The following is a 23,868-nucleotide window of genomic DNA, read 5'->3' on the forward strand; positions in this document are numbered from 1 at the left end:
GTCAGGCCTCCGTCGAGTTCGGGCTCTTGCCGGTGGCCGGCTGCTCGGTCACGACACCGGCCTCGCCACCGCCGGCGGTCGCCTCGGCGACGGGCGCGGTGGTGGGCTCGCTCCCCTGGGTGCGCGGGCGGCGACCGCCGCCGCGGGGACCCTCGCTGCGCTCACCGCGGCGGGGGGCGCGCGGGGCGGTGGCCTGCTCGCGAGCGAGCTCGCGGCTGGTCACGTCGCCCTGGTAGATCCACACCTTCACGCCGATGCGGCCGAAGGTGGTGCGGGCCTCGTAGAAGCCGTAGTCGATGTTCGCGCGGAGGGTGTGCAGCGGCACGCGACCCTCGCGGTAGAACTCCGAGCGGCTCATCTCAGCGCCGCCGAGGCGGCCGGAGCACTGCACCCGGATGCCCTTGGCGCCGGAGCGCAGCGAGGTCTGCATCCCCTTGCGCATGGCGCGTCGGAAGGAGACGCGGCTGGCGAGCTGCTCGGCGATGCCCTGCGCGACGAGCTGGGCGTCCACCTCGGGGTTCTTGACCTCGAGGATGTTGAGCTGCACCTGCTTGCCGGTCAGCTTCTCGAGCTCGCCGCGGATGCGGTCGGCCTCCGCGCCGCGCCGCCCGATGACGATGCCCGGGCGGGCGGTGTGGATGTCGACGCGCACGCGGTCGCGGGTGCGCTCGATCTCGACCTTGGAGATGCCGGCCCGCTCCATGCCCTTGGACATGAGGCGGCGGATCGCGACGTCCTCCTTGACGTAGTCCGAGTACCGCTGCCCCGGACGCGTCGAGTCGGCGAACCACCGGCTCTTGTGGTCGGTGGTGATGCCCAGTCGGAACCCGTGCGGGTTGACCTTCTGTCCCACTAGCGGGTCCTCCTCGTCTTCTTGGCGCCGTCGGCCGGCGGGGCCACGACCACCGTGATGTGGCTGGTGCGCTTCAGGATCCGGCCGGCGCGGCCCTGGGCGCGGGGGCGGAAGCGCTTCATCGTCGGTCCCTCGTCCACGTAGGCCGTCTGCACGACCAGGTCGCGCTCGTCGAAGGCCTGCGAGTGCTTGTCCGCCAGGAACCGGGCGTTCGCGATCGCGCTCTCCACGAGCTTGCGCACCGGCTCCGCCGCCGCCTGGGGGGCGAACTGGAGCACGGCGACCGCCTCGGTGGCCTGCTTGCCCCGGATCAGGTCGACGACTCGGCGCGCCTTCTGGGGCGTGACGCGGAGGTACCGCGTCTGCGCCTTGGCTTCCATCCCTGTCCTGCCTTCTTCTTCGAGTCTCAACGTGGTGGGCTGCCAGCGTCTTCCGCCGGCGCCCGCCCGGACGGGCCGGGCGGGTTCGCTCGGCTCAGCGGCGACGGCCCTTGCGGTCGTCCTTCTCGTGACCGCGGAAGGTGCGCGTGGGCGCGAACTCGCCGAGCTTGTGCCCGACCATCGCTTCGGTGACGAACACGGGCACGTGCTTGCGCCCGTCGTGCACCGCGATCGTGTGGCCGAGGAAGTCCGGCGTGATCATGGAGCGTCGCGACCACGTGCGGATGACGGTGTGCGTACCCTTCTCGTTCTGGTCGTCCACCTTCTTCTGCAGGTGGTCGTCGACGAAGGGGCCCTTCTTCAGGCTGCGAGGCATGGTGGCCGTGCTCCTATCAGCGCTTCTTGCCGGTGCGGCGGCGGCGGACGATGAGCTTGTCGCTCTCCTTGCCCGGACGCCGCGTGCGGCCCTCAGGCTGGCCCCACGGGCTCACGGGGTGGCGACCGCCGGACGTCTTGCCCTCACCACCACCGTGCGGGTGGTCGATCGGGTTCATGGCGACGCCGCGGACGGTGGGCCGGCGGCCCTTCCAGCGCAGGCGCCCGGCCTTGCCCCAGTTGATGTTGGACTGCTCGGCGTTGCCGACCTCGCCGATGGTGGCGCGGCAGCGGACGTCGACGTTGCGGATCTCACCGGAGGGCATCCGCAGCTGGGCGAACTGTCCCTCGCGGGCCACGAGCTGGACGCTCGCGCCGGCCGAGCGGGCGATCTTCGCGCCGCCGCCGGGCCGCAGCTCGATGGCGTGGACGACCGTGCCGACGGGGATGTTGCGCAGCGGCAGGTTGTTGCCGGGCTTGATGTCGGCCGTGGGGCCGTTCTCGATGCGGTCACCCTGCTTGAGCCGGTGCGGCGCGATGATGTAGCGCTTCTCGCCGTCGACGTAGTGCAGCAGGGCGATGCGGGCGGTGCGGTTGGGGTCGTACTCGATGTGAGCGACCTTCGCCGGCACGCCGTCCTTGTCGTGGCGACGGAAGTCGATCACCCGGTAGGCGCGCTTGTGGCCGCCACCGTGGTGGCGCGTCGTGACCCGGCCGGAGCTGTTGCGACCGCCGCTCTTGGTGAGGGGACGCACGAGCGACTTCTCCGGCTGCGCGCGCGTGACCTCGACGAAGTCGGCGACGCTGGCGCCGCGCCGGCCCGGCGTCGTCGGCTTGTACTTGCGGATTCCCATGGTGAGTTCGTCTCCGACTCGTAGGTCCTGCGATCGGCCGCGTCAGGCGGCCGAACCGCCGAAGATGTCGATGGTGCCCTCGCGCAACGTCACGATGGCCCGCTTGGTGTCCTTGCGCCGGCCGATGCCGAACTTGGTGCGGCGGCGCTTGCCCTGGCGGTTCGCGGTGTTGACGGAGGCCACCTTCACGCCGAAGACGCGCTCGACGGCGACCTTGATCTCCGTCTTGTTCGCCGACGGGTCGACGAGGAAGGTGTACTTGCCCTCGTCGAGCAGCCCGTAGCTCTTCTCGGAGACGACCGGCGCGAGCAGGATGTCGCGCGGGTCCTTCTGGACGTTGCCGACGATGCTCACTGGGCGCTCCCCTCGGCGGCCGCGAGCGAGGCGGCCTCGGACTCGGTCGCCACGGCGGTGGCGCCGCGGCCCTTGGCCGGACCCGCCACGAAGGCCTCGAGGGCGGCCCGGGTGAACACGACGTCGTCGGAGACGAGCACGTCGTAGGTGTTCAGCTGGTCGGCCGGCAGCAGGTGCACGCGCTCGACGTTGCGCAGGCTCTTGCGGGCCAGCTCGTCGCCGCGGGCGAGCACCACGAGCACGTGGCGGCGCTGGCTGACCTCGGCCAGCAGGTTCACCGCGGTCCTCGTCGAGGGCACCTCACCGACGGCGAAGCCGTCGACGACGTGCACGCGGCCGTGGCGGGCGCGGTCGGAGAGCGCACCGCGCAGGGCGGCGGCCTTCATCTTCTTGGGGGTGCGCTGCACGTAGCTGCGCGGCGTCGGCCCGTGGACCGTGCCACCGCCGGTGAACTGCGGGGCGCGCAGCGAGCCCTGGCGGGCGCGGCCGGTGCCCTTCTGCTTGTAGGGCTTCTTGCCGCCGCCGCTGATCTCACCGCGGTTCTTGGTGTCGTGGGTGCCCTGCCGCGCGGCGGCGAGCTGGGCCACGACCACCTGGTGGATCAGGGGGATGTTGGTCTGGACGCCGAAGTGCTCGGCCGGCAGCTCGACGGTGCCGGCGGTGCCGCCACCGGCGGTCCGCACGTCGACGGTGATGGGCGCAGCGGCCTCAGTCGTCGCGGTCATGAGCTCAGGCCTCCCTGACGCGCGCCTTGGCGGCGTTCTTCACGAGGACCACGCCGCCGCGGGGACCGGGGACGGCGCCCGCGATGAGCAGCAGACCCTTCTCCGCGTCGACGGCGTGCACCTTCAGGTTCTGGGTCGTCTGCCGGGCGGCGCCCATGCGGCCGGCCATGCGCAGGCCCTTGAAGACGCGGCCGGGCGTCGAGCAGCCGCCGATGGAGCCGGGCTTGCGGTGGTTGCGGTGCGCACCGTGGGAGGCGCTGACACCGGCGAAGCCGTGACGCTTCATGACACCGGCGGTGCCCTTGCCGCGCGTGGTGCCGACGACGTCGACGGTCTGGCCGGCCGCGAAGATCTCGACGGTGACCTCCTGCCCGGGCGTGTAGCTCGCCGCGTCGGTCGTGCGCAGCTCGACCAGGTGGCGCCGCGGCGCCACCCCGGCCTTGGCGAAGTGCCCGGACGCGGGCTGGTTCGCCTTGCGCGGGTCGATGGTCCCGAAGGCCAGCTGCACGGCCTGGTAGCCGTCGGTCTCGGTGGTGCGGACCTGGGTGACGACGTTCGGCGCGGCCTGCACCACGGTGACCGGCACGAGGCGGTTGGCCTCGTCCCACACCTGGGTCATACCGAGCTTGGTGCCGAGCACCCCTCGCACTTGCCTGTCGCTCATCGTGTGCTGTCCCTCAGAGCTTGATCTCGATGTCGACACCCGCGGGCAGGTCGAGACGCATCAGCGAGTCGACCGTCTTCGGCGTGGGGTCGATGATGTCGATGAGGCGCTTGTGGGTGCGCATCTCGAAGTGCTCGCGGCTGTCCTTGTACTTGTGCGGCGAGCGGATCACGCAGTAGACGTTCTTCTCCGTCGGCAGCGGCACGGGCCCGGCGACAGAGGCGCCCGTCCGGGTCACCGTGTCGACGATCTTGCGCGCCGAGCTGTCGATGACCTCGTGGTCATAGGCCTTGAGCCGGATGCGGATCTTCTGTCCCGCCATGGCGTCGTCTGACTCTCTCTCTTCGTACCGCTACTGACTCGTGCGCGGTGCGGGACTGGTCTCCCAGCCCCGACCCCCGAGGTCGGGCGTGTCGCGCCCGCGAGGCGCGATCCACCCGTGTCGGTTGCCCGGTGTGGTCTTGTTCCGATCGTGACCGGCGCAGCCCCTGGGACTGGCTCCGGTACCCGCTCACCTGGCGTTGGGCAGAACCCACCGCATCGACGGCGCGCAGCAACCGGACCAGTCTGCCAGACGGAGGGCGGCTTGGCCAATTCGGCGATCTCCAACGGCCCCCTCAGCGGAACGGGGTGGACCGTTGGCGGTCCACCCCGTTCACTGGCCCCTCAGCGGCTCGCGCCGCTCAGGTCACTTGAGGATCTTCGTGACCCGGCCGGCGCCGACGGTGCGGCCACCCTCGCGGATCGCGAACTTGAGGCCCTCTTCCATGGCGATCGGCTGGATGAGCTGGACGGTCATCTCGGTGTTGTCACCGGGCATGACCATCTCGGTGCCCTCGGGCAGGCTGACGACACCCGTCACGTCCGTGGTCCGGAAGTAGAACTGCGGACGGTAGTTGTTGTAGAACGGCGTGTGCCGGCCACCCTCGTCCTTGGACAGGATGTAGGAGTTCGCCTCGAACTCCGTGTGCGGGGTGATCGAGCCGGTCTTGCACACGACCTGACCGCGCTCGACGTCCTCGCGCTTGAGGCCGCGGAGCAGGAGGCCGACGTTCTCGCCGGCCTGGCCCTCGTCGAGCAGCTTGCGGAACATCTCGATGCCGGTGACGGTCGTCGACTGCGACTTCTCGCGGATGCCGACGATCTCGACCGTCTCGTTGACCTTGAGGATGCCGCGCTCGATGCGACCGGTGACGACGGTGCCACGACCAGTGATCGTGAAGACGTCCTCGATCGGCATGAGGAAGGGCTGGTCGACGGCGCGCTCGGGCTCGGGGATCGCGGTGTCGACCGCGTTCATGAGCTCCATGAGCCGCTCGCCCCACTCGGCGTCGCCCTCGAGGGCCTTCAGCGCCGAGACGCGCACGACGGGGACGTCGTCGCCGGGGAACTCGTACTGGGAGAGGAGCTCGCGCACCTCCATCTCGACGAGCTCGAGGAGCTCCTCGTCCTCGACCATGTCGGCCTTGTTGAGCGCCACGACGATGTAGGGGACGCCGACCTGGCGGGCCAGGATGACGTGCTCCTTGGTCTGCGGCATCGGGCCGTCGGTGGCCGCGACCACGAGGATGGCGCCGTCCATCTGCGCCGCACCCGTGATCATGTTCTTGATGTAGTCCGCGTGACCCGGGCAGTCGACGTGGGCGTAGTGGCGCGCCTCGGTCTGGTACTCGACGTGCGCGATCGAGATGGTGATACCGCGCTGGCGCTCCTCCGGAGCCTTGTCGATCTGGTCGAACGCCGATGCCTGGTTCAGGTCCGGGTACTTGTCGTGCAGCACGCGGGTGATCGCCGCGGTGAGCGTCGTCTTCCCGTGGTCGATGTGACCAATCGTGCCGATGTTGACGTGCGGCTTAGTCCGCTCGAACTTCGCCTTCGCCACTGGGGGTCCTCCTCGGGACTGGTGTCTTCCCCGACCCGGTGGATCGGGCGGGTGGCCGTTGGGGCCCGTCTGATCCAGGGTGCCAGACGGGCCGTCGTGCGGCTCGGTCGGGGGACTACTCCCCGCGGACCTTCTTGACGATCTCCTCGGCGACGTTCCGCGGAACCTCGTCGTAGGAGTGGAACTGCATGGAGTAGACGGCGCGGCCCTGGGTCTTGGACCGCAGGTCCCCGACGTAGCCGAACATCTCCGACAGCGGGACGAGCGCGCGGACGACCTTGGCTCCGCTGGCGTCCTCCATGGCCTGGATCTGGCCGCGGCGGGAGTTGAGGTCACCGATGACGTCACCCATGTACGTCTCCGGGGTGCGCACCTCGACGCCCATGACGGGCTCCAGCAGGACCGGGTCCGCCTTGCGGACGGCCTCCTTGAGCACCATCGAGCCGGCGATCTTGAACGCCATCTCCGAGGAGTCGACGTCGTGCGCCGCGCCGTCCACCAGCGTCGCCTTCACGCCGACGAGCGGGTAGCCCGCGACCACGCCCTGCTGCATCGCGTCCTGGATGCCGGCGTCGACGCTGGGGATGTACTCGCGCGGCACGCGGCCACCGGTCACCGCGTTGGTGAACTGGTAGAGGTCGCCCTCGGCCGTGTCCAGGGGCTCGATGGTGACCTGGACCTTCGCGAACTGGCCCGATCCACCCGTCTGCTTCTTGTGGGTGTAGTCGACCTTCTCCACCTTGCGGCGGATGGTCTCGCGGTAGGCGACCTGGGGCTTGCCGACGTTGGCGTCGACCTTGAACTCCCGGCGCATGCGGTCCACCAGGATGTCGAGGTGCAGCTCGCCCATGCCGGAGATGACCGTTTGGCCGGTCTCCTCGTCGAGGCGGACCTGGAAGGTCGGGTCCTCCTCGGCCAGCTTCTGGATCGCCGTGCCCAGCTTCTCCTGGTCGGCCTTGGTCTTGGGCTCGATCGCGACGTGGATGACCGGCTCGGGGAAGGTCATCGACTCCAGCACGACCTGCGACTGCGGGTCGGAGAGCGTGTCGCCCGTCGTCGTGTCCTTCAGCCCGATCATCGCGTAGATGTGGCCCGCGCGGGCCTCGTCGACCGGGTTCTCCTTGTTGGAGTGCATCTGGAAGAGCTTCCCGATGCGCTCCTTCTTGCCCTTGGTCGAGTTCACGACCTGCGAGCCGGAGGCGACGCGGCCGGAGTACACCCGGACGTAGGTGAGCTTGCCGAAGAAGGGGTGCGAGGCGATCTTGAAAGCGAGCGCGGAGAACGGGGCCCCGGCGTCGGCCTCGCGCGTGATGTGCTCCTCCTCCTTGCCCACCGCGTGGCCCTCGACGGCCGGCACGTCCAGCGGGGACGGCAGGTAGTCGATGACGGCGTCGAGCATGGGCTGCACGCCCTTGTTCTTGAACGCCGAGCCGCAGAAGACGGGGTACACCTCGCTGGCGATCGTCAGCTTGCGGACGGCGCCCTTGATCTCCTCCGGGGTCAGCTCCTCGCCGCCCAGGTACTTCTCCAGCAGCGCCTCGTCGGACTCGGCGACGCGCTCGATGAGCTTGTGCCGGTACTCCTCGACCTTCTCCGCGAGGTCCGCCGGCACCTCCTCGATCGTGTAGTCCTCGCCCTTCTTGACCTCGCCGCGCCAGGTGAGGGCGCGGTTGTGGACCAGGTCGATGACGCCGGTGAAGGAGTTCTCCGCACCGATCGGCAGCTGCATGACCAGGGGCTCGGCGCCCAGGCGCTCCACGATGGTCTGGACCGTGAAGTAGAAGTCGGCGCCCAGCTTGTCCATCTTGTTGACGAAGCAGATGCGGGGGACGTCGTACTTGTCCGCCTGCCGCCACACCGTCTCCGACTGGGGCTCGACGCCCTCCTTGCCGTCGAAGACCGCCACGGCACCGTCGAGGACGCGCAGCGAGCGCTCCACCTCGACCGTGAAGTCGACGTGGCCCGGGGTGTCGATGATGTTGATCTGGTTGTCGTTCCAGAAGCAGGTGGTGGCCGCCGAGGTGATCGTGATCCCCCGCTCCTGCTCCTGCTCCATCCAGTCCATCGTGGCGGCGCCCTCGTGGACCTCGCCGATCTTGTAGTTGATCCCGGTGTAGAACAGGATCCGCTCGGTCGTCGTGGTCTTGCCGGCGTCGATGTGCGCCATGATGCCGATGTTGCGGACCTTGTGGAGGTCGGTCAGCACGTCGAGTGCCACGTTCTACTGCCTCTTCCCTGGGCTAGACGGGGTCGCGTCCGGGAAGGCCGGACCGCACGGCGCGCTCGGCGCTGGGATCACCAGCGGTAGTGCGCGAAGGCCTTGTTCGACTCGGCCATCTTGTGGGTGTCCTCGCGGCGCTTCACCGCAGCACCGAGGCCGTTGCTCGCGTCGAGGATCTCGTTCATGAGGCGCTCGGTCATCGTCTTCTCGCGGCGCTGGCGGGAGTAGCTCACGAGCCAGCGCAGGGCGAGGGTCGTGGAGCGGCTGGGCCGCACCTCGATCGGCACCTGGTACGTCGAGCCGCCGACGCGCCGGGAGCGCACCTCGAGGGCCGGCTTGACGTTGTCGAGCGCGCGCTTGAGCGTCACGACCGGGTCGTTGCCCGACTTGGCGCGAGCACCCTCGAGCGCGCCGTAGACGATGCTCTCGGCGACGGACTTCTTGCCGTCGAGGAGCACCTTGTTGACGAGCTGGGTCACCAGCGGGGACTGGTAGACCGGGTCGACCACGAGGGGACGCTTGGGGGCGGGGCCCTTGCGCGGCATCAGCTCTTCTCCTTCTTCGCGCCGTAGCGGCTGCGAGCCTGCTTGCGGTTCTTCACGCCCTGGGTGTCCAGCGACCCCCGGACGATCTTGTAGCGCACACCGGGGAGGTCCTTCACGCGGCCGCCGCGGACGAGCACGATCGAGTGCTCCTGGAGGTTGTGGCCGACACCGGGGATGTAGGCGGTGACCTCGATCTGGCTGGTCAGGCGGACGCGGGCCACCTTGCGCAGCGCGGAGTTCGGCTTCTTGGGGGTGGTGGTGTAGACGCGGGTGCACACGCCGCGCCGTTGCGGGCTGCCCTTGAGCGCCGGCGTCTTGGTCTTGGCGACCTTGTCCTGCCGACCCTTGCGGACCAGCTGCTGGATCGTGGGCACCCTGTCTCCATGTTCGTTCAGTCGGAATATCGGCTGTCGCTCGCCGCCGTGGCGGGCGCTGCGGTAGCCACCGCCGACCCACGAGGTCGGGCGTGTCACGCGGGACGGACTCCGTTGCCCTCCACCGGTCGATGGGCGCAGCAGGCAGGCTCGTCCCGAGCACCATCGAGGCTACCCGTTGAGCTGAGGGGGGTCAAAACGGCCCCCCGGGGCTGGGCACGCGGCGGGAGGGCCCCCGCGAGGGGACCCTCCCGCCGCACGCGGTGCGGCGTCAGCGGTAGTCGCTGCTGCCGTAGTCGAACTCCTCCAGCGGGACCGCCTGCCCGCTGCCGAGGCCGAACTGGGCGTAGTCGACGTCGTCGTAACCCGGCACCGAGTACATCGTCGCCTTCGCCTCCTCGGTCGGCTCCACCCGGATGTTGCGGTACTGGGCCAGGCCCGTGCCCGCCGGGATGAGCTTGCCGATGATGACGTTCTCCTTCAGGCCCAGCAGCGGGTCGCTGCGGCCCTCCATGGCGGCGTTCGTCAGCACCCGGGTGGTCTCCTGGAAGGAGGCCGCCGACAGCCACGAGTCCGTCGCGAGCGACGCCTTCGTGATGCCCATGAGCTCCGGGCGACCCGAGGCCGGCTGCCCGCCCTCGGCCACCACGCGCCGGTTCTCCTCCTCGAAGCGCGCACGCTCCGCGAGCTCGCCGGGCAGCAGCTCGGCGTCACCGGACTCGATGATCGTCACCCGCTTGAGCATCTGGCGGACGATGACCTCGATGTGCTTGTCGTGGATCGACACGCCCTGGCTGCGGTACACCTCCTGGACCTCGTCCACGAGGTGGATCTGCACCTGCCGGGGCCCGAGGATGCGCAGCACCTGCTTGGGGTCGATGGCGCCCTGGACGAGCTTCTCCCCCACCTCCACGTGCTGGCCGTCCTGGACGAGCAGGCGCGAGCGCTTGCTCACCGGGTAGGCGATCTCCTCCGAGCCGTCGTCCGGCGTGATGAGGAGGCGCCGGCCCTTGTCGGTCTCCTCGACGGCGACCCGGCCGGCCACCTCCGAGATCGGGGCCACACCCTTGGGGGTGCGCGCCTCGAAGAGCTCCACCACGCGCGGCAGGCCGTGCGTGATGTCACCGGACTCGCTCGCGGCACCACCGGTGTGGAAGGTGCGCATCGTGAGCTGGGTGCCCGGCTCGCCGATCGACTGGGCCGCGACGATGCCGACGGCCTCGCCGATGTCCACGAGCTTGCCGGTGGCCAGCGAGCGCCCGTAGCACTTGGCGCACGTGCCCACCCGCGACTCGCAGGTCAGCACCGAGCGCACCTTGATCGACTCCACGCCCTGGGTCACGAGGTGGTCGATGACCACGTCGCCGAGGTCCTCGCCCGCCCCCAGGACGACCTGGCCGTCCGCCTCGACGTCGGCGGCGAGCACGCGGGCGTACACGCTGGTCTCGACGTCGTCGTGGCGGCGCAGGGTGCCGTCGGCCCCCCGCACCGCGATGGGCATGACCAGGCCGCGCTCGGTGCCGCAGTCCGGCTCGCGGACGATGACGTCCTGGGAGACGTCGACCAGGCGCCGGGTGAGGTACCCGGAGTCCGCCGTCCGCAGCGCCGTGTCGGCCAGGCCCTTGCGGGCGCCGTGCGTGGTGATGAAGAACTCCAGCACGGACAGGCCCTCGCGGAAGCTGGCCTTGACCGGGCGCGGGATGATCTCGCCCTTCGGGTTGGCCATGAGGCCGCGCATGCCGGCGAGCTGGCGCATCTGCATCCAGTTGCCCCGCGCCCCCGACGACACCATCCGGTGGATGGTGTTGTGCGTGGGCATGGCGGCCTCGAGGTCCTTGGCCACCTCGTTGGTCGCCTGGGTCCAGATCTCGATGAGCTCCTGGCGCCGCTCGTCGTCGGTGATCAGGCCCCGCTCGTACTGCTGCTGGACCTTCTCCGCCTTCGCCTCGAAGCGCTCGAGGATCTCCTGCTTGTTGGGCGGGGAGACGACGTCGGCGATGGAGACGGTGGTCCCCGAGCGGGTGGCCCAGTGGAAGCCGGCCTCCTTCAGGGCGTCCAGCGTCGCGGCCACCTGGACCTTCGGGTAGCGCTCGGCGAGGTCGTTGACGATCGCCGACAGCCGCTTCTTGTCCACGACGGCGTTGACGAACGTGTAGTCCGCCGGCAGCGCCTCGTTGAGCAGGGCACGGCCGAGGGTCGTCGCCACGACCAGGTCGTCGCCCTGCTGCCAGTCCTCGGGCAGGCCCGCCGTCATGGCCTCGTCCGGCACCACCTGGGACAACCGGATCCGCACGGGGGCGTTGAGGTGCAGCTCCCGCGCGTCGAAGGCCATGATCGCCTCGGCGACCGAGGAGAAGGTCCGCCCCGCCCCGTGCACGTCCTCGCGCTCGGTCGTCAGGTGGTAGATCCCGATGATCATGTCCTGGGTGGGCATGGTCACGGGCCGCCCGTCGGCCGGCTTGAGGATGTTGTTGCTCGAGAGCATGAGGATGCGGGCCTCGGCCTGCGCCTCCGCGCTCAGCGGCACGTGCACGGCCATCTGGTCGCCGTCGAAGTCCGCGTTGAACGCGGTGCAGACGAGCGGGTGGATCTGGATGGCCTTGCCCTCGACGAGCTGCGGCTCGAAGGCCTGGATGCCGAGGCGGTGCAGCGTGGGCGCGCGGTTGAGCAGCACCGGGTGCTCGGTGATGACCTCGGACAGGACGTCCCAGACCACCGGGCGGGCGCGCTCGACCATGCGCTTGGCCGACTTGATGTTCTGCGCGTGGGAGAGGTCCACGAGCCGCTTCATGACGAACGGCTTGAAGAGCTCCAGCGCCATCTGCTTGGGCAGACCGCACTGGTGCAGCTTCAGCTGCGGGCCCACGACGATGACCGAGCGGCCGGAGTAGTCCACGCGCTTGCCGAGCAGGTTCTGCCGGAAGCGACCCTGCTTGCCCTTGAGCATGTCGGACAGCGACTTCAGCGGCCGGTTGCCCGGGCCGGTGACGGGGCGACCGCGGCGACCGTTGTCGAACAGCGCGTCGACGGCCTCCTGCAGCATCCGCTTCTCGTTGTTGACGATGATCTCCGGCGCCCCGAGGTCCAGGAGGCGCTTGAGGCGGTTGTTGCGGTTGATCACGCGGCGGTACAGGTCGTTGAGGTCGCTGGTGGCGAACCGGCCGCCGTCGAGCTGCACCATCGGGCGCAGGTCCGGCGGGATGACCGGGATGCAGTCCAGGACCATGCCCTGCGGGGAGTTGCGGGTGGTGAGGAAGGCCGAGACGACCTTCAGCCGCTTCAGCGCGCGCGTCTTGCGCTGCCCCTTGCCCGTCGCGATGGTCTCGCGCAGGCTCTCCGCCTCCGCGCCGAGGTCGAAGCTCTGCAGGCGCTTCTGCAGGGCCGCGGCCCCCATGCCGCCCTCGAAGTACATGCCGAAGCGCTCGCGCATGGCGCGGTAGAGCACCTCGTCACCCTCGAGGTCCTGCACCTTGAGGGTGCGGAAGCGGTCCCAGACGGTGGTGAGCCGGTCGATCTCGGTGTCGGCGCGCCGGCGGATCTGCGCCATCTCCCGCTCGGCGGACTCGCGCACCTTGCGGCGGACGTCGGACTTGGCGCCCTCGGCCTCCAGCTCCGCCAGGTCGCTCTCCAGCGTCTTGGCCCGGGCGTCGACGTCCGCGTCGCGGCGGTTCTCGATCTCGCGCTTCTCGACCTCGATCTGCGCCTCCAGGGAGGACATGTCGCGGTGGCGCGCCTCCTCGTCGACCCACGTGATCATGTAGGCGGCGAAGTAGATGACCTTCTCGAGGTCCTTCGGCGCCAGGTCGAGCAGGTACCCGAGCCGGCTCGGGACGCCCTTGAAGTACCAGATGTGCGTCACGGGAGCGGCGAGCTCGATGTGCCCCATCCGCTCGCGGCGCACCTTGGCGCGGGTCACCTCCACGCCGCAGCGCTCGCAGATGATGCCCTTGAAGCGCACCCGCTTGTACTTGCCGCAGTAGCACTCCCAGTCCCGGGTCGGACCGAAGATCTTCTCGCAGAAGAGCCCGTCCTTCTCCGGCTTCAGGGTGCGGTAGTTGATGGTCTCGGGCTTCTTGACCTCACCGTGCGACCACGTGCGGATGTCGTCCGCGGTGGCCAACCCGATGCGCAGCTCGTCGAAGAAGTTGACGTCGAGCAACGTGCCCTTCTCTCTTTCGGTGTCCTTGGTCTGACGGGGATGATCCGGCCGGCGGTCGCCGGGGCCCGCTCACGCGCGGGCCCCGGCGGTCCGTCAGACCTCTTCGACGCTGCTGGGCTCGCGCCGGGACAGGTCGATGCCCAGCTCCTCGGCGGCCCGGAAGACGTCCTCGTCGCTGTCGCGCATCTCGATGGACATGCCGTCGCTGGAGAGCACCTCCACGTTCAGGCACAGCGACTGCATCTCCTTGATGAGCACCTTGAAGGACTCGGGGATGCCCGGCTCGGGGATGTTCTCGCCCTTGACGATCGCCTCGTAGACCTTCACGCGGCCCAGGACGTCGTCGGACTTGATCGTCAGCAGCTCCTGCAGGGCGTAGGCGGCGCCGTAGGCCTCCAGGGCCCAGACCTCCATCTCGCCGAAGCGCTGGCCGCCGAACTGCGCCTTACCACCCAGCGGCTGCTGGGTGATCATGGAGTAGGGGCCGGTCGAACGGGCGTGGATCTTGTCGTCGACCAGGTGGTGCAGCTTCAGGATGTACATGTAGCCGACCGAGACCGGGTCGGGGAACGGCTCGCCGCTGCGCCCGTCGAACAGGCGGGCCTTGCCGTCGCCGCCGACCAGGCGCTGGCCGTCGCGGGTCTGGCGCGTCGAGGACAGCAGACCCGTGATCTCGTGCTCGCGGGCGCCGTCGAAGACCGGCGAGGCGACGCGGGTGCCGCCCGGCGCGCTGCGGATCTCCTCGGGGATGAGGCTCGCCCAGTCGGGCTGGTCCTCGATCTCCCAGCCCTGCGCCGCGACCCAGCCCAGGTGCAGCTCCAGGACCTGCCCGACGTTCATCCGGCTCGGCACGCCGAGGGGGTTGAGGATGACGTCGACCGGCGTGCCGTCCTCCAGGAACGGCATGTCCTCCACGGGCAGGATCTTGGAGATGACGCCCTTGTTGCCGTGCCGGCCGGCGAGCTTGTCACCGTCGGTGATCTTGCGCTTCTGCGCGACGTAGACGCGCACGAGCTGGTTGACGCCCGGGGGCAGCTCGTCGCCCTCGTCGCGGTCGAAGAGCTTCACGCCGATGACCGTGCCGGTCTCGCCGTGCGGCACCTTCAGGGAGGTGTCGCGCACCTCGCGCGCCTTCTCGCCGAAGATCGCGCGCAGCAGCCGCTCCTCGGGGGTCAGCTCGGTCTCGCCCTTGGGGGTCACCTTGCCGACGAGGATGTCGCCGGGGACGACCTCGGCGCCGATCCGGATGATCCCGCGCTCGTCGAGGTCGGCGAGCACCTCCTCCGCGACGTTGGGGATGTCGCGGGTGATTTCCTCCGGCCCCAGCTTCGTGTCGCGGGCGTCGACCTCGTGCTCCTCGATGTGGATCGAGGAGAGGACGTCGTCCTGCACGAGGCGCTGCGACAGGATGATCGCGTCCTCGTAGTTGTGGCCCTCCCACGGCATGAACGCCACGAGCAGGTTGCGCCCCAGCGCCATCTCGCCGCCGTCGGTGGACGGGCCGTCGGCCAGCACGGAGCCGACCTCGATGCGGTCGCCCTCGTCGACCAGGACGCGCTGGTTGTACGCGGTGCCCTGGTTGGAGCGGCGGAACTTCGCGACGCGGTAGACCGACGTCGTGCCGTCGTCGTTGGAGACGCTCACCAGGTCGGCGGAGACCTCCGTCGCGACACCGGCCTTCGTGGCGGTGATCACGTCACCGGCGTCCACGGCGGCGCGGAACTCCATGCCGGTGCCCACCAGCGGCGCCTCGGCCCGCACGAGCGGGACGGCCTGGCGCTGCATGTTGGAGCCCATGAGCGCACGGTTGGCGTCGTCGTGCTCGAGGAACGGGATCATCGCGGTGGCCACGGAGACCATCTGCCGGGCGGCGACGTCCATGTAGTCGACGTCCTCGCGCGGGACGAACTCCGCCTCGCCGCCCTTGGCGCGCACCAGCACGCGGGCCTCGGCGAAGCTGCCGTCCGCGGCCAGCGGCGCGTTGGCCTGGGCGATGACGAAGCCGTCCTCCTCGTCGGCGGTGAGGTAGTCCACCTCGTCGCTGACGATGCCGTCGACGACCTTGCGGTACGGCGTCTCGATGAAGCCGAACGGGTTGATGCGCCCGTAGGAGGACAGCGAGCCGATGAGGCCGATGTTCGGGCCCTCGGGGGTCTCGATCGGGCACATGCGGCCGTAGTGCGACGGGTGGACGTCGCGGACCTCCATGCCGGCGCGCTCGCGGGACAGACCACCGGGACCGAGGGCGGACAGGCGCCGCTTGTGCGTCAGGCCGGCCAGCGGGTTGGTCTGGTCCATGAACTGCGACAGCTGGCTCGTCCCGAAGAACTCCCGGATGGAGGCCACGACGGGACGGATGTTGATGAGCGTCTGCGGCGTGATGGCCTCGACGTCCTGGGTCGTCATCCGCTCGCGGACGACGCGCTCCATCCGGGACAGGCCGGTGCGGACCTGGTTCTGGATGAGCTCGCCGACGCTGCGCAGGCGGCGGTTGCCGAAGTGGTCGATGTCGTCGACCTCGACGCGCACCTCCACCGGCTCCCCGCTGCGGGTGCCGGGCATCGAGGTCTCCCCCGCGTGCAGCCGGACGAGGAACTTGATGGTGGAGACGATGTCCTCCACCGAGAGCACGCTGTTGGCCAGCGGGTGCTCCTGCCCGAGCTTCTTGTTCACCTTGTAGCGACCGACCTTGGCCAGGTCGTAGCGCTTGGGGTTGAAGTAGAGGTTGTCGAGCAGGTTGCGCGCGGCCTCCTGCGTCGGGGGCTCACCCGGGCGCAGCTTGCGGTAGATGTCGAGCAGCGCGTCCTCGACGCCGGAGGTGTGGTCCTTCTCCAGGGTGGAGATCATCGACTCGTAGTCGGCGAACTCCTCGCGGATCTGCGACTCGCTCCAGCCCAGCGCCTTGAGCAGGACGGTCACGGACTGCTTGCGCTTGCGGTCGATGCGGACACCGACCATGTCGCGCTTGTCGATCTCGAACTCGAGCCAGGCACCGCGGGAGGGGATGATCTTGGCGGTGTAGACGTCGCGGTCGGACGTCTTGTCGGCGATCCGCTCGAAGTAGATGCCGGGCGAGCGCACGAGCTGGGAGACGACGACGCGCTCCGTGCCGTTGATCACGAAGGTGCCGCGCTCGGTCATGAGCGGGAAGTCGCCCATGAACACGGTCTGGCTCTTGATCTCACCGGTCGTGGTGTTCATGAACTCCGCCGTGACGAACAGCGGAGCCGCGTACGTCATGTCCCGCTCCTTGCACTCGTCGAGCGAGTACTTGGGCGGCTCGAACCGGTGGTCGCGGAACGAGAGGGACATGGAGCCGGAGAAGTCCTCGATGGGGGAGATCTCCTCGAAGACCTCCTCCAGCCCCGAGGTGGTGGGCACGTCCAGCCCGCCGGAGCGGGAGGCCTCGACCCGGCGCTGCCAGCGCTCGTTGCCGAGGAGCCAGTCGAAGCTCTCGGTCTGCAGCGCCAGGAGGTCCGGGACCTCCAGCGGCTCGCGGATCTTGCCGAAGGAGTAACGACCGGAAGCGGTCAGGGCCGAAGCGGTGCCAGGTGCGGACGCTGTGCGCGAGGCGGCCAAAGAGGGGTCCTTCCACGGGCCTGCGAACGTTTCGAGCACTGTCCCGGCCCCACTCGGTCATCCGGTGACCGGCCATCTGGCTCTGGGCAGCGCAAATATGCATCATAGCCACAGAAGGCAGGACTGTCCACACCCCTCCGACGGGGTGCCACTGACGCTCCGGTCCCGGGGGCAGCGCTGCCTCCGGACGATCGAGCCGGTAGTGAGGATGGCCGTCACGGCCCCCGCCGTCAAGGTGGACCCGCCGTGACACACCGCCCGATCGCACCTCTCCCCGCCCACCCGGGTACCACCCGGGCACCGCCCGGACCGGGCGGACGCGACGGAGGGGCGTGCGAGCCGGTGCTCGCACGCCCCTCCGGGTGCGCTGCTGCGCGATCGACGCGGCGGCGGGCGCCGCGTCAGGTCACTTGAGGGTGACGGTGGCGCCGGCGCCCTCGAGGGCCGCCTTCGCCTTCTCCGCGGCCTCCTTGTTGACCTTCTCCAGGACCGGCTTGGGGGCGCCGTCCACCAGGTCCTTGGCCTCCTTCAGGCCGAGGCTGGTGAGGGCGCGCACCTCCTTGATGACGCCGATCTTCTTGTCACCGGCGGACTCGAGGATGACGTCGAACTCGTCCTTCTCCTCCTCGGCCGGGGCGTCGGCCCCGCCGCCGGCGACAGCGCCGCCGGCGATGGCCACGGGGGCGGCGGCGGTGACGTCGAAGGTCTCCTCGAACTGCTTCACGAACTCGGAGAGCTCGATCAGCGTCATCTCCTTGAACGCGTCGAGCAGCTCCGCGGTGCTGAGCTTCGCCATGGTGGCGGGTCCTTCCTCATCGTCGTCCGTGGCGGGAGCGCCACGGTCAGTCCTGGCTCGGGGACGGCTCGGTCGAGCAGCCCCTGGCGGGCGCCGTCAGGCGTCCGCGGGCTCCTCGGCGGCCGGGGCCGGAGCACCGGCGGCGACCTTCTCGCGCAGCGCGTCCACGGTGCGGACGGCCTTGGAGAGCGGAGCGTTGAAGAGGGCTGCGGCCTTGCTCTGCGACGCCTTGAGGACGCCGGCGACCTTGGCGAGCAGCACCTCGCGGGACTCGAGGTCCGCGAGCGCGGTGACGTCGGCGGCGCTGATGGCGCGCCCCTCGAGCATCCCGCCCTTGACGATCAGCTGGGGGTTGGTCTTCGCGAAGTCACGCAGCCCCTTCGCGGCCTCCACCGGGTCGCCCTTGACGAAGGCGATGGCGGTCGGGCCGACGAGCTGGCCCTCGAAGGCCGTGACACCGGCTTCCTTGGCAGCGATGGTGGTCAGCGTGTTCTTGAGCACCGCGTAGGTGGTCGTCCCACCCAGCGAGCGCCGCAGCGCGGTGAGCTGCGAGACGGTCAACCCCCGGTACTCGGTGAGCACCGCCGCGTTGGAGCTGCGCAGCAGGTCTGCGATCTCCTTGACGGCGGCTGCCTTGTCGGGCCGTGCCATGGGCCCTCCTTCCACTTCTCGGGGGAACCGGCCGGGCCCGGACACGCAGAACGCCCCGGCGCAGGCGCACGGGGCGTGGACCGGGACGACGGGGCGCACCGGTTCGAGCATCGTGCCTGCGCGGGTCGCCCTGAGGAACGGGACCTTCTGCCACCCGGAGGTGGCGACCGGCGGTCTTCGGCGCGTCCAGCATGCCACAGCCCTTCCCGCGCCGTGAAATCACGCCGTGCGGCCGGCGCCGCGCGGCTCCCCGCCGGGGGACGCCGGAGGGCGCGGACCGCGTGCGGTCCGCGCCCTCCGGGTCGAGCGCCTGCTGGTGGACGGCCTCAGGCCGGCGCACCCTCCTCGAGGAGGTTGCGCGTGGCGGTCGGGTCGAGCGGGATGCCCGGGCCCATGGTCGTCGCCAGGGTCGCCTTGCGCACGTAGCGCCCCTTGGCCGCGGACGGCTTCAGGCGCATCACCTCGTCGATGGCGGCGGCGTAGTTCGTGACGAGCTGCTCCTCGGTGAACGACGCCTTGCCGATGATGAAGTGCAGGTTGGCGTGCTTGTCGGTGCGGAACTCGATCTTGCCGCCCTTGATCTCCGTGACGGCCTTGGCGACGTCCATGGTCACCGTGCCCGTCTTGGGGTTGGGCATGAGGCCGCGGGGGCCGAGCACCTTGCCGAGGCGGCCGACCTTGCCCATGAGGTCGGGGGTCGCGACCGCCGCGTCGAAGTCGAGGCGGCCCTTGGCGACCTCGTCGATGAGCTCGTCGCCACCGACGATGTCGGCACCGGCGGCCTCGGCCTGCGCGGCCCGCTCGCCGACGGCGAAGACGAGGACGCGGGCCGTCTTGCCCGTGCCGTGCGGCAGGTTGACCGTGCCGCGGACCATCTGGTCCGCCTTGCGCGGGTCGACACCGAGGCGCAGGGCCACCTCGACGGTCGCGTCGTACTTCGTGGAGGCGGTCTCCCGCGCCAGGCGCACGGCCTGGAGGGGGCTGTAGAGGGCGTCGCGGTCGATCTTCTCGGCGGCCGCGCGGTATGCCTTGCTGCGCTTCACTGCTGCTCCTGCGGTGGGTGGGAGTCGTGGTCGTCGGGCCGCGCGCGGCCCTGCCACCGGGTCCCGGGACCGGGACCCGTCGTCGTGCGGGGGCTCAGCCCTCGACGGTGATGCCCATGGACCGGGCGGTGCCCGCGATGATCTTCGCGGCCTGCTCGACGTCCAGGGCGTTGAGGTCGGCCATCTTCGCCTCGGCGATCTCGCGCACCTGGGCCGAGGTCAGCTTGCCGACCTTGGTGGTGTGCGGGACGCCCGAGCCCTTGGGGACACCGGCCGCCTTCTTGATGAGCTCCGAGGCCGGCGGGGTCTTGGTGATGAAGGTGAAGGACCTGTCCTCCATGACCGTGATCTCGACGGGCACGATGCTGCCGCGCTGACCTTCGGTCTGGGCGTTGTAGGCCTTGCAGAACTCCATGATGTTCACGCCGTGCTGACCCAGCGCGGGGCCGATCGGCGGGGCCGGGGTCGCCTGGCCGGCCTTGATCTGCAGCTTGATGATCGCCGAGACCTTCTTCTTGGGGGGCATGATCGTGTCCTTCCAGGCAGGGCGGCCCTGTCGGTGCCCGCTTCTCGGGCGACGAGGGGTTGTGGCCGCGCGGGTCCAGTCTACGCGGCGCGGGACGGCGCACCGGCCGCGCCGGGACGCGTCAGATCTTGGCGACCTGGTTGAAGTTGAGCTCCACCGGCGTCTCGCGGCCGAAGATCGACACGAGGACCGTGAGCTTCTGCCGGTCGGCGTTGATCTCCGAGATGGTGGCCGGGAGGGTCTCGAAGGGGCCCTCCATGACCGTCACGGACTCCCCCACCTCGAAGTCGACGACCCTGACCTCGGCGGCGGCGGCCCTGGCGGCCGGCTTCTCCTTCGGCTGCAGCGCCGGGGCGAGCATGGAGAAGATCTCGTCGGTGGACAGCGGCACCGGCTGGTGGGTGTTGCCGACGAAGCCCGTGACGCCCGGGGTGTGGCGCACCGCACCCCACGACTCATCGGTGAGGTCCATGCGGACCAGGACGTAGCCGGGGATGCGCACGCGGCGGACCTGCTTGCGCTGGCCGTTCTTGACCTCGACGACCTCCTCCATGGGGACCTCCACCTGGTAGATGAAGTCCTCCATGTTGAGGCTGGTCATGCGCGTCTCGAGGTTCGCCTTCACGCGGTTCTCGTAACCGGCGTAGGAGTGGATGACGTACCAGTCGCCGGGCAGGCGGCGCAGCTTGGTGCGGAACTCCTCGACCTCGTCGACGTCGTCGCCCACCTCCTCGTCCGCGGGGGCCGGCTCCTCGTCGGCGTCCGCCGCGTCGTCCGCGCCCGCCTCGTCGGCGGCGAGCCCGAGCTCCTGCGGGCCGTCGGGGTCGTCCACCAGGGGCGGCTCGCTCGGCGCACCCCCCTGCTCGTCGTCGACGGCGGCCTGCTCCAGCACGGCCTCCGCGTCGGCCTCGACGTCGTCGGTGACGTCGGCCGCGTCGTACGTCTGCGCGACGGCGAAGGGGTCGTCGCTCGGCCGGGAGCGCTCACCGGACGACGGAACCCACTGCTCGGACACGGTGGCGACCTGCTTCCTTCGGGTGTCGGGTGGTCGGGACGTCAGGAGCCCGAGCCGAACACCAGCAGGACGAGCTTGCCGATGCCGTAGTCCAGCCCGGACACGAGGAGCATCATCGCCAGGACGAAGACGAGGACGACACCCGTGTAGGACAGCAGCTCCGAGCGGGTGGGCCAGACGACCTTGCGCAGCTCCGCGACGACCTGGCGCAGGAACAGGCGAGGACCGGGACGGCTGCCTGGCGCCTGGCGATCCGCGGCGGTCGACGTCTCGCTCAACTCGTCCTCGATCCGGGATGCTCGTCGGTTCCCTCGGGTCCTCTCGCAGGGCAGGAGGGACTCGAACCCCCAACCACCGGTTTTGGAGACCGGAGCGCTACCAATTGCGCCACTGCCCTGTGCGCGTCGGCGCACCGGGGGGCGCGCGTCAGCATGGCGGCCGCAACCGCCTCGGGCAGTCTAGGCGACGAGGCGAGCTGGCGTCGAACGGGGGTGCTGCGACCCCTCCCCGCGCGGGGCCCCGTCAGTGCCACGATGGGGCCGTGAGCCCGCGAACCGACGCCCCCGCCCGCCCCCGCGTCTCCGCCCGCGTCGCGGGCATCGCCGAGTCGGCGACCCTCGCCGTGGACGCCCGGGCGAAGTCGCTCAAGGCCGCCGGGCGGCCCGTCATCGGCTTCGGCGCCGGGGAACCGGACTTCCCCACCCCGCAGGCGATCGTCGAGGCCGCCGCCGCCGCCTGCACGGACCCCGCCAACCACCGCTACTCCCCCGCGGGCGGCCTGCCCGCGCTCAGGCGCGCGATCGCCGACAAGACGCTGCGCGACTCCGGGTTCGCCGTCGAGGCCGAGCAGGTCCTCGTGACCAACGGGGGCAAGCAGGCCGTCTACGAGGCCTTCGCGACGCTGCTGGACCCGGGCGACGAGGTGCTCGTGCCCAGCCCCTACTGGACCACCTACCCGGAGGCGATCCGCCTCGCCGGCGGCGTGCCCGTCGACGTCTTCGCCGGCGAGGACGCCGGCTACCGCGTCGGCGTCGAGCAGCTGGAGGCGGCCCGCACCGAGCGCACCAAGGTGCTGCTGTTCAACTCCCCCTCCAACCCCACCGGCGCGGTCTACCCGCCCGAGGAGGTCCGGGCGATCGGCCGCTGGGCGCACTCGCACGGCCTGTGGGTGGTCACCGACGAGATCTACGAGCACCTCACCTACGACGGCGTGCGCGCGGCCTCGATGCCCGTGGAGGTGCCCGAGCTGGCGGAGACGTGCGTCGTGCTCAACGGCGTCGCCAAGACCTACGCCATGACCGGCTGGCGGGTGGGCTGGCTCGTCGGCCCGCGTGACGTGGTCAAGGCGGCCACCAACCTGCAGTCCCACCTGTCCTCCAACGTCGCCAACGTCTCCCAGCAGGCCGCGGTGACCGCCCTGACCGGCGACCTCACCGCCGTCGCCGCCATGCGCGAGGCCTTCGACCGGCGCCGGCGCACCATCGTCGGGATGCTCAACGAGATCGACGGCGTCGAGTGCCCCCTGCCGGAGGGCGCCTTCTACGCCTACGCCAGCGTCAAGGGGCTCTTCGGCCGGACCGTGCGGGGGCGCACCATCACCTCCTCCGCCGACCTGGCCGCCCTGGCCCTCGACGAGGCGGAGGTCGCCGTCGTGCCCGGGGAGGCCTTCGGCCCCAGCGGTTACCTGCGGCTGTCCTACGCCCTCGGCGACGCCGACCTCGTCGAGGGCGTCGGGCGCCTGCAGCGGCTGCTGGCCGAGGCGCGGTGAGCAGCGGCGCCGGCACCGGTGGCGGCGCGGTGTCCACCGACCGGTGGACGCCGCGTCCCGCCCTCCGGTGGTGCCGGCCGGCGCCGGCGCACGTGATCGTGGAGCCATGACTACGACGACCACCGCTCCCGCCGTCCGGGTGCGCGGCCTGGTGAAGCGCTACGGCGAGCGCCTCGCCGTCGGCGGCCTCGACCTCGACGTGGCCCGCGGCGAGTGCTTCGCGCTGCTGGGCCCCAACGGCGCCGGCAAGACCACGACGGTGGAGGTGCTGGAGGGCTACCGCACCCGCGACGGCGGGGACGTCCTCGTGCTCGGCGAGGACCCCGCCACCGCCGGGCTCGGCTGGCGCGCGCGCCTGGGCATCGTGCTGCAGAGCACCACCGACGCCGCGGACCTCACCGTCGCCGAGGCGGTCCACCACTTCGCCCGCTACTACCCCGACCCCCACGACCCCGAGCAGGTCATCGCGGCCGTGGGGCTGACGGCGCAGCGGCGCACCAGGGCTCGGGCGCTCTCCGGCGGCCAGCGCCGCCGCCTCGACGTCGCCCTCGGGATCGTCGGCCGACCCGAGCTGCTCTTCCTCGACGAGCCCACCACCGGCTTCGACCCCGAGGCCCGCCGCCGGTTCTGGGAGCTGATCCGCTCCCTGCGCGCCGGCGGCACCACCATCCTGCTCACCACGCACTACCTCGACGAGGCGGCCCAGCTGGCCGACCGCGTCGGGGTCGTCGCCGCCGGGCGCCTCGTGGAGGTCAGCACCCCCGCGGCGCTGGGGGGCCGCCTCGACCTCGGCGCCACCGTCTCCTGGACCGAGCACGGCAGGACGCGCGAGGAGGTCACCGCGAACCCCACCGCCCTGCTGCGGCGGCTGCTGCAGCGCGAGGACCTGCTCGTGGACGGCGAGGTGCCCGGTCTGCAGATCCACCGGCCCACGCTGGAGGACGCCTACCTCGCCCTCGTCGACTCCGCCACGGCACCGGGCGCCGCACCACCCGACGGCGGGTCCGCACCCGACGGTGGGTCCGCAGCGACCGGCGCGGGCACGGCGGCGGCAGCGGCGGGTGCGCGGTGAGCGCCCTCGGCACCGCACCCGCGCAGCGGCAC

General features: G+C 70.6%; 22 protein-coding genes and 1 tRNA gene. 2 read left to right on the plus strand and 21 right to left on the minus strand.

What is annotated here, in order from left to right:
• Window position 1: 1 nt before the first annotated feature.
• The 21 genes from rpsC to ABEB16_RS00750 all read right to left on the minus strand — a co-directional run bounded on the left by rpsC (window position 2) and on the right by ABEB16_RS00750 (window position 21,393).
• On the minus strand, window positions 2-853 hold the full coding sequence (gene rpsC / locus ABEB16_RS00650) for a 30S ribosomal protein S3 (protein WP_345710350.1): 852 nt from the start codon (window positions 851-853) through the stop codon (window positions 2-4).
• Entirely contained in the window at window positions 853-1,233 is a 381-nt protein-coding gene (gene rplV, locus ABEB16_RS00655) for a 50S ribosomal protein L22 (RefSeq protein ID WP_345710351.1), read from the minus strand. Before rplV ends, rpsC begins: the two co-directional genes overlap by 1 nt.
• A 94-nt stretch (window positions 1,234-1,327) precedes the next feature.
• On the minus strand, window positions 1,328-1,609 hold the full coding sequence (gene rpsS, locus ABEB16_RS00660) for a 30S ribosomal protein S19 (RefSeq protein ID WP_345710352.1): 282 nt from the start codon (window positions 1,607-1,609) through the stop codon (window positions 1,328-1,330).
• Window positions 1,610-1,625: 16 nt separating this feature from the next.
• Window positions 1,626-2,462, minus strand: a complete 837-nt coding sequence (rplB, locus tag ABEB16_RS00665) for a 50S ribosomal protein L2 (protein WP_345710353.1) — start codon at window positions 2,460-2,462, stop codon at window positions 1,626-1,628.
• Between the two features lie 42 nt (window positions 2,463-2,504).
• Complete coding sequence (gene rplW / locus ABEB16_RS00670; RefSeq protein ID WP_345710354.1) at window positions 2,505-2,816, minus strand: 50S ribosomal protein L23; 312 nt, start codon at window positions 2,814-2,816, stop codon at window positions 2,505-2,507.
• A complete protein-coding gene (gene rplD / locus ABEB16_RS00675; RefSeq protein ID WP_345710355.1) occupies window positions 2,813-3,541 on the minus strand; it encodes a 50S ribosomal protein L4 in 729 nt (242 codons plus the stop codon). Before rplD ends, rplW begins: the two co-directional genes overlap by 4 nt.
• Window positions 3,542-3,545: 4 nt before the next feature.
• A complete protein-coding gene (gene rplC, locus ABEB16_RS00680) occupies window positions 3,546-4,205 on the minus strand; it encodes a 50S ribosomal protein L3 (protein WP_345710356.1) in 660 nt (219 codons plus the stop codon).
• Window positions 4,206-4,218: 13 nt separating this feature from the next.
• On the minus strand, window positions 4,219-4,527 hold the full coding sequence (gene rpsJ, locus ABEB16_RS00685; protein WP_012084982.1) for a 30S ribosomal protein S10: 309 nt from the start codon (window positions 4,525-4,527) through the stop codon (window positions 4,219-4,221).
• A 366-nt stretch (window positions 4,528-4,893) separates the two neighbouring features.
• Window positions 4,894-6,087 (minus strand): elongation factor Tu, encoded by a 1,194-nt coding sequence (gene tuf, locus ABEB16_RS00690; protein ID WP_345710357.1) that lies wholly within the window; start codon window positions 6,085-6,087, stop codon window positions 4,894-4,896.
• A 115-nt stretch (window positions 6,088-6,202) separates the two neighbouring features.
• Window positions 6,203-8,305, minus strand: coding sequence for an elongation factor G (fusA, locus tag ABEB16_RS00695; protein WP_345710358.1), 2,103 nt, complete (start codon window positions 8,303-8,305; stop codon window positions 6,203-6,205).
• A 77-nt stretch (window positions 8,306-8,382) separates the two neighbouring features.
• Complete coding sequence (rpsG, locus tag ABEB16_RS00700) at window positions 8,383-8,853, minus strand: 30S ribosomal protein S7 (RefSeq protein WP_345710359.1); 471 nt, start codon at window positions 8,851-8,853, stop codon at window positions 8,383-8,385.
• Window positions 8,853-9,227: a 30S ribosomal protein S12 gene (gene rpsL, locus ABEB16_RS00705; RefSeq protein ID WP_345710360.1), complete on the minus strand. Its 375-nt coding sequence runs from the start codon at window positions 9,225-9,227 to the stop codon at window positions 8,853-8,855. Before rpsL ends, rpsG begins: the two co-directional genes overlap by 1 nt.
• A 271-nt stretch (window positions 9,228-9,498) precedes the next feature.
• The gene (locus ABEB16_RS00710; RefSeq protein WP_345710361.1) at window positions 9,499-13,386 is read right to left on the minus strand and encodes a DNA-directed RNA polymerase subunit beta'; all 3,888 of its coding nucleotides are present in this window, start codon (window positions 13,384-13,386) and stop codon (window positions 9,499-9,501) included.
• Window positions 13,387-13,479: 93 nt separating this feature from the next.
• Window positions 13,480-16,965 (minus strand): DNA-directed RNA polymerase subunit beta, encoded by a 3,486-nt coding sequence (gene rpoB / locus ABEB16_RS00715; RefSeq protein WP_345710362.1) that lies wholly within the window; start codon window positions 16,963-16,965, stop codon window positions 13,480-13,482.
• 406 nt (window positions 16,966-17,371) lie between these two features.
• The gene (rplL, locus tag ABEB16_RS00720) at window positions 17,372-17,761 is read right to left on the minus strand and encodes a 50S ribosomal protein L7/L12 (RefSeq protein ID WP_345710363.1); all 390 of its coding nucleotides are present in this window, start codon (window positions 17,759-17,761) and stop codon (window positions 17,372-17,374) included.
• Window positions 17,762-17,857: 96 nt separating this feature from the next.
• Window positions 17,858-18,412 (minus strand): 50S ribosomal protein L10, encoded by a 555-nt coding sequence (rplJ, locus tag ABEB16_RS00725; protein WP_345710364.1) that lies wholly within the window; start codon window positions 18,410-18,412, stop codon window positions 17,858-17,860.
• A gap of 326 nt (window positions 18,413-18,738) precedes the next feature.
• Window positions 18,739-19,455, minus strand: a complete 717-nt coding sequence (gene rplA / locus ABEB16_RS00730; RefSeq protein ID WP_345710365.1) for a 50S ribosomal protein L1 — start codon at window positions 19,453-19,455, stop codon at window positions 18,739-18,741.
• A 94-nt stretch (window positions 19,456-19,549) separates the two neighbouring features.
• The gene (rplK, locus tag ABEB16_RS00735; RefSeq protein WP_345710366.1) at window positions 19,550-19,981 is read right to left on the minus strand and encodes a 50S ribosomal protein L11; all 432 of its coding nucleotides are present in this window, start codon (window positions 19,979-19,981) and stop codon (window positions 19,550-19,552) included.
• Between the two features lie 121 nt (window positions 19,982-20,102).
• Window positions 20,103-20,996: a transcription termination/antitermination protein NusG gene (gene nusG, locus ABEB16_RS00740; protein ID WP_345710367.1), complete on the minus strand. Its 894-nt coding sequence runs from the start codon at window positions 20,994-20,996 to the stop codon at window positions 20,103-20,105.
• A gap of 41 nt (window positions 20,997-21,037) precedes the next feature.
• Complete coding sequence (gene secE, locus ABEB16_RS00745) at window positions 21,038-21,274, minus strand: preprotein translocase subunit SecE (protein ID WP_425560064.1); 237 nt, start codon at window positions 21,272-21,274, stop codon at window positions 21,038-21,040.
• Between the two features lie 46 nt (window positions 21,275-21,320).
• A tRNA-Trp gene (locus ABEB16_RS00750) sits at window positions 21,321-21,393 on the minus strand.
• Window positions 21,394-21,537: 144 nt separating this feature from the next.
• On the opposite strand from ABEB16_RS00750, the gene ABEB16_RS00755 reads away from it, so the two are divergent.
• Window positions 21,538-22,764 (plus strand): pyridoxal phosphate-dependent aminotransferase, encoded by a 1,227-nt coding sequence (locus ABEB16_RS00755; RefSeq protein ID WP_345710368.1) that lies wholly within the window; start codon window positions 21,538-21,540, stop codon window positions 22,762-22,764.
• 106 nt (window positions 22,765-22,870) lie between these two features.
• On the plus strand, window positions 22,871-23,836 hold the full coding sequence (locus ABEB16_RS00760; RefSeq protein WP_345710369.1) for an ABC transporter ATP-binding protein: 966 nt from the start codon (window positions 22,871-22,873) through the stop codon (window positions 23,834-23,836).
• Window positions 23,837-23,868: the final 32 nt, after the last annotated feature.

It is taken from the genome of Kineococcus glutinatus (assembly GCF_039542765.1).
GTDB lineage: Bacteria > Actinomycetota > Actinomycetes > Actinomycetales > Kineococcaceae > Kineococcus_A > Kineococcus_A glutinatus.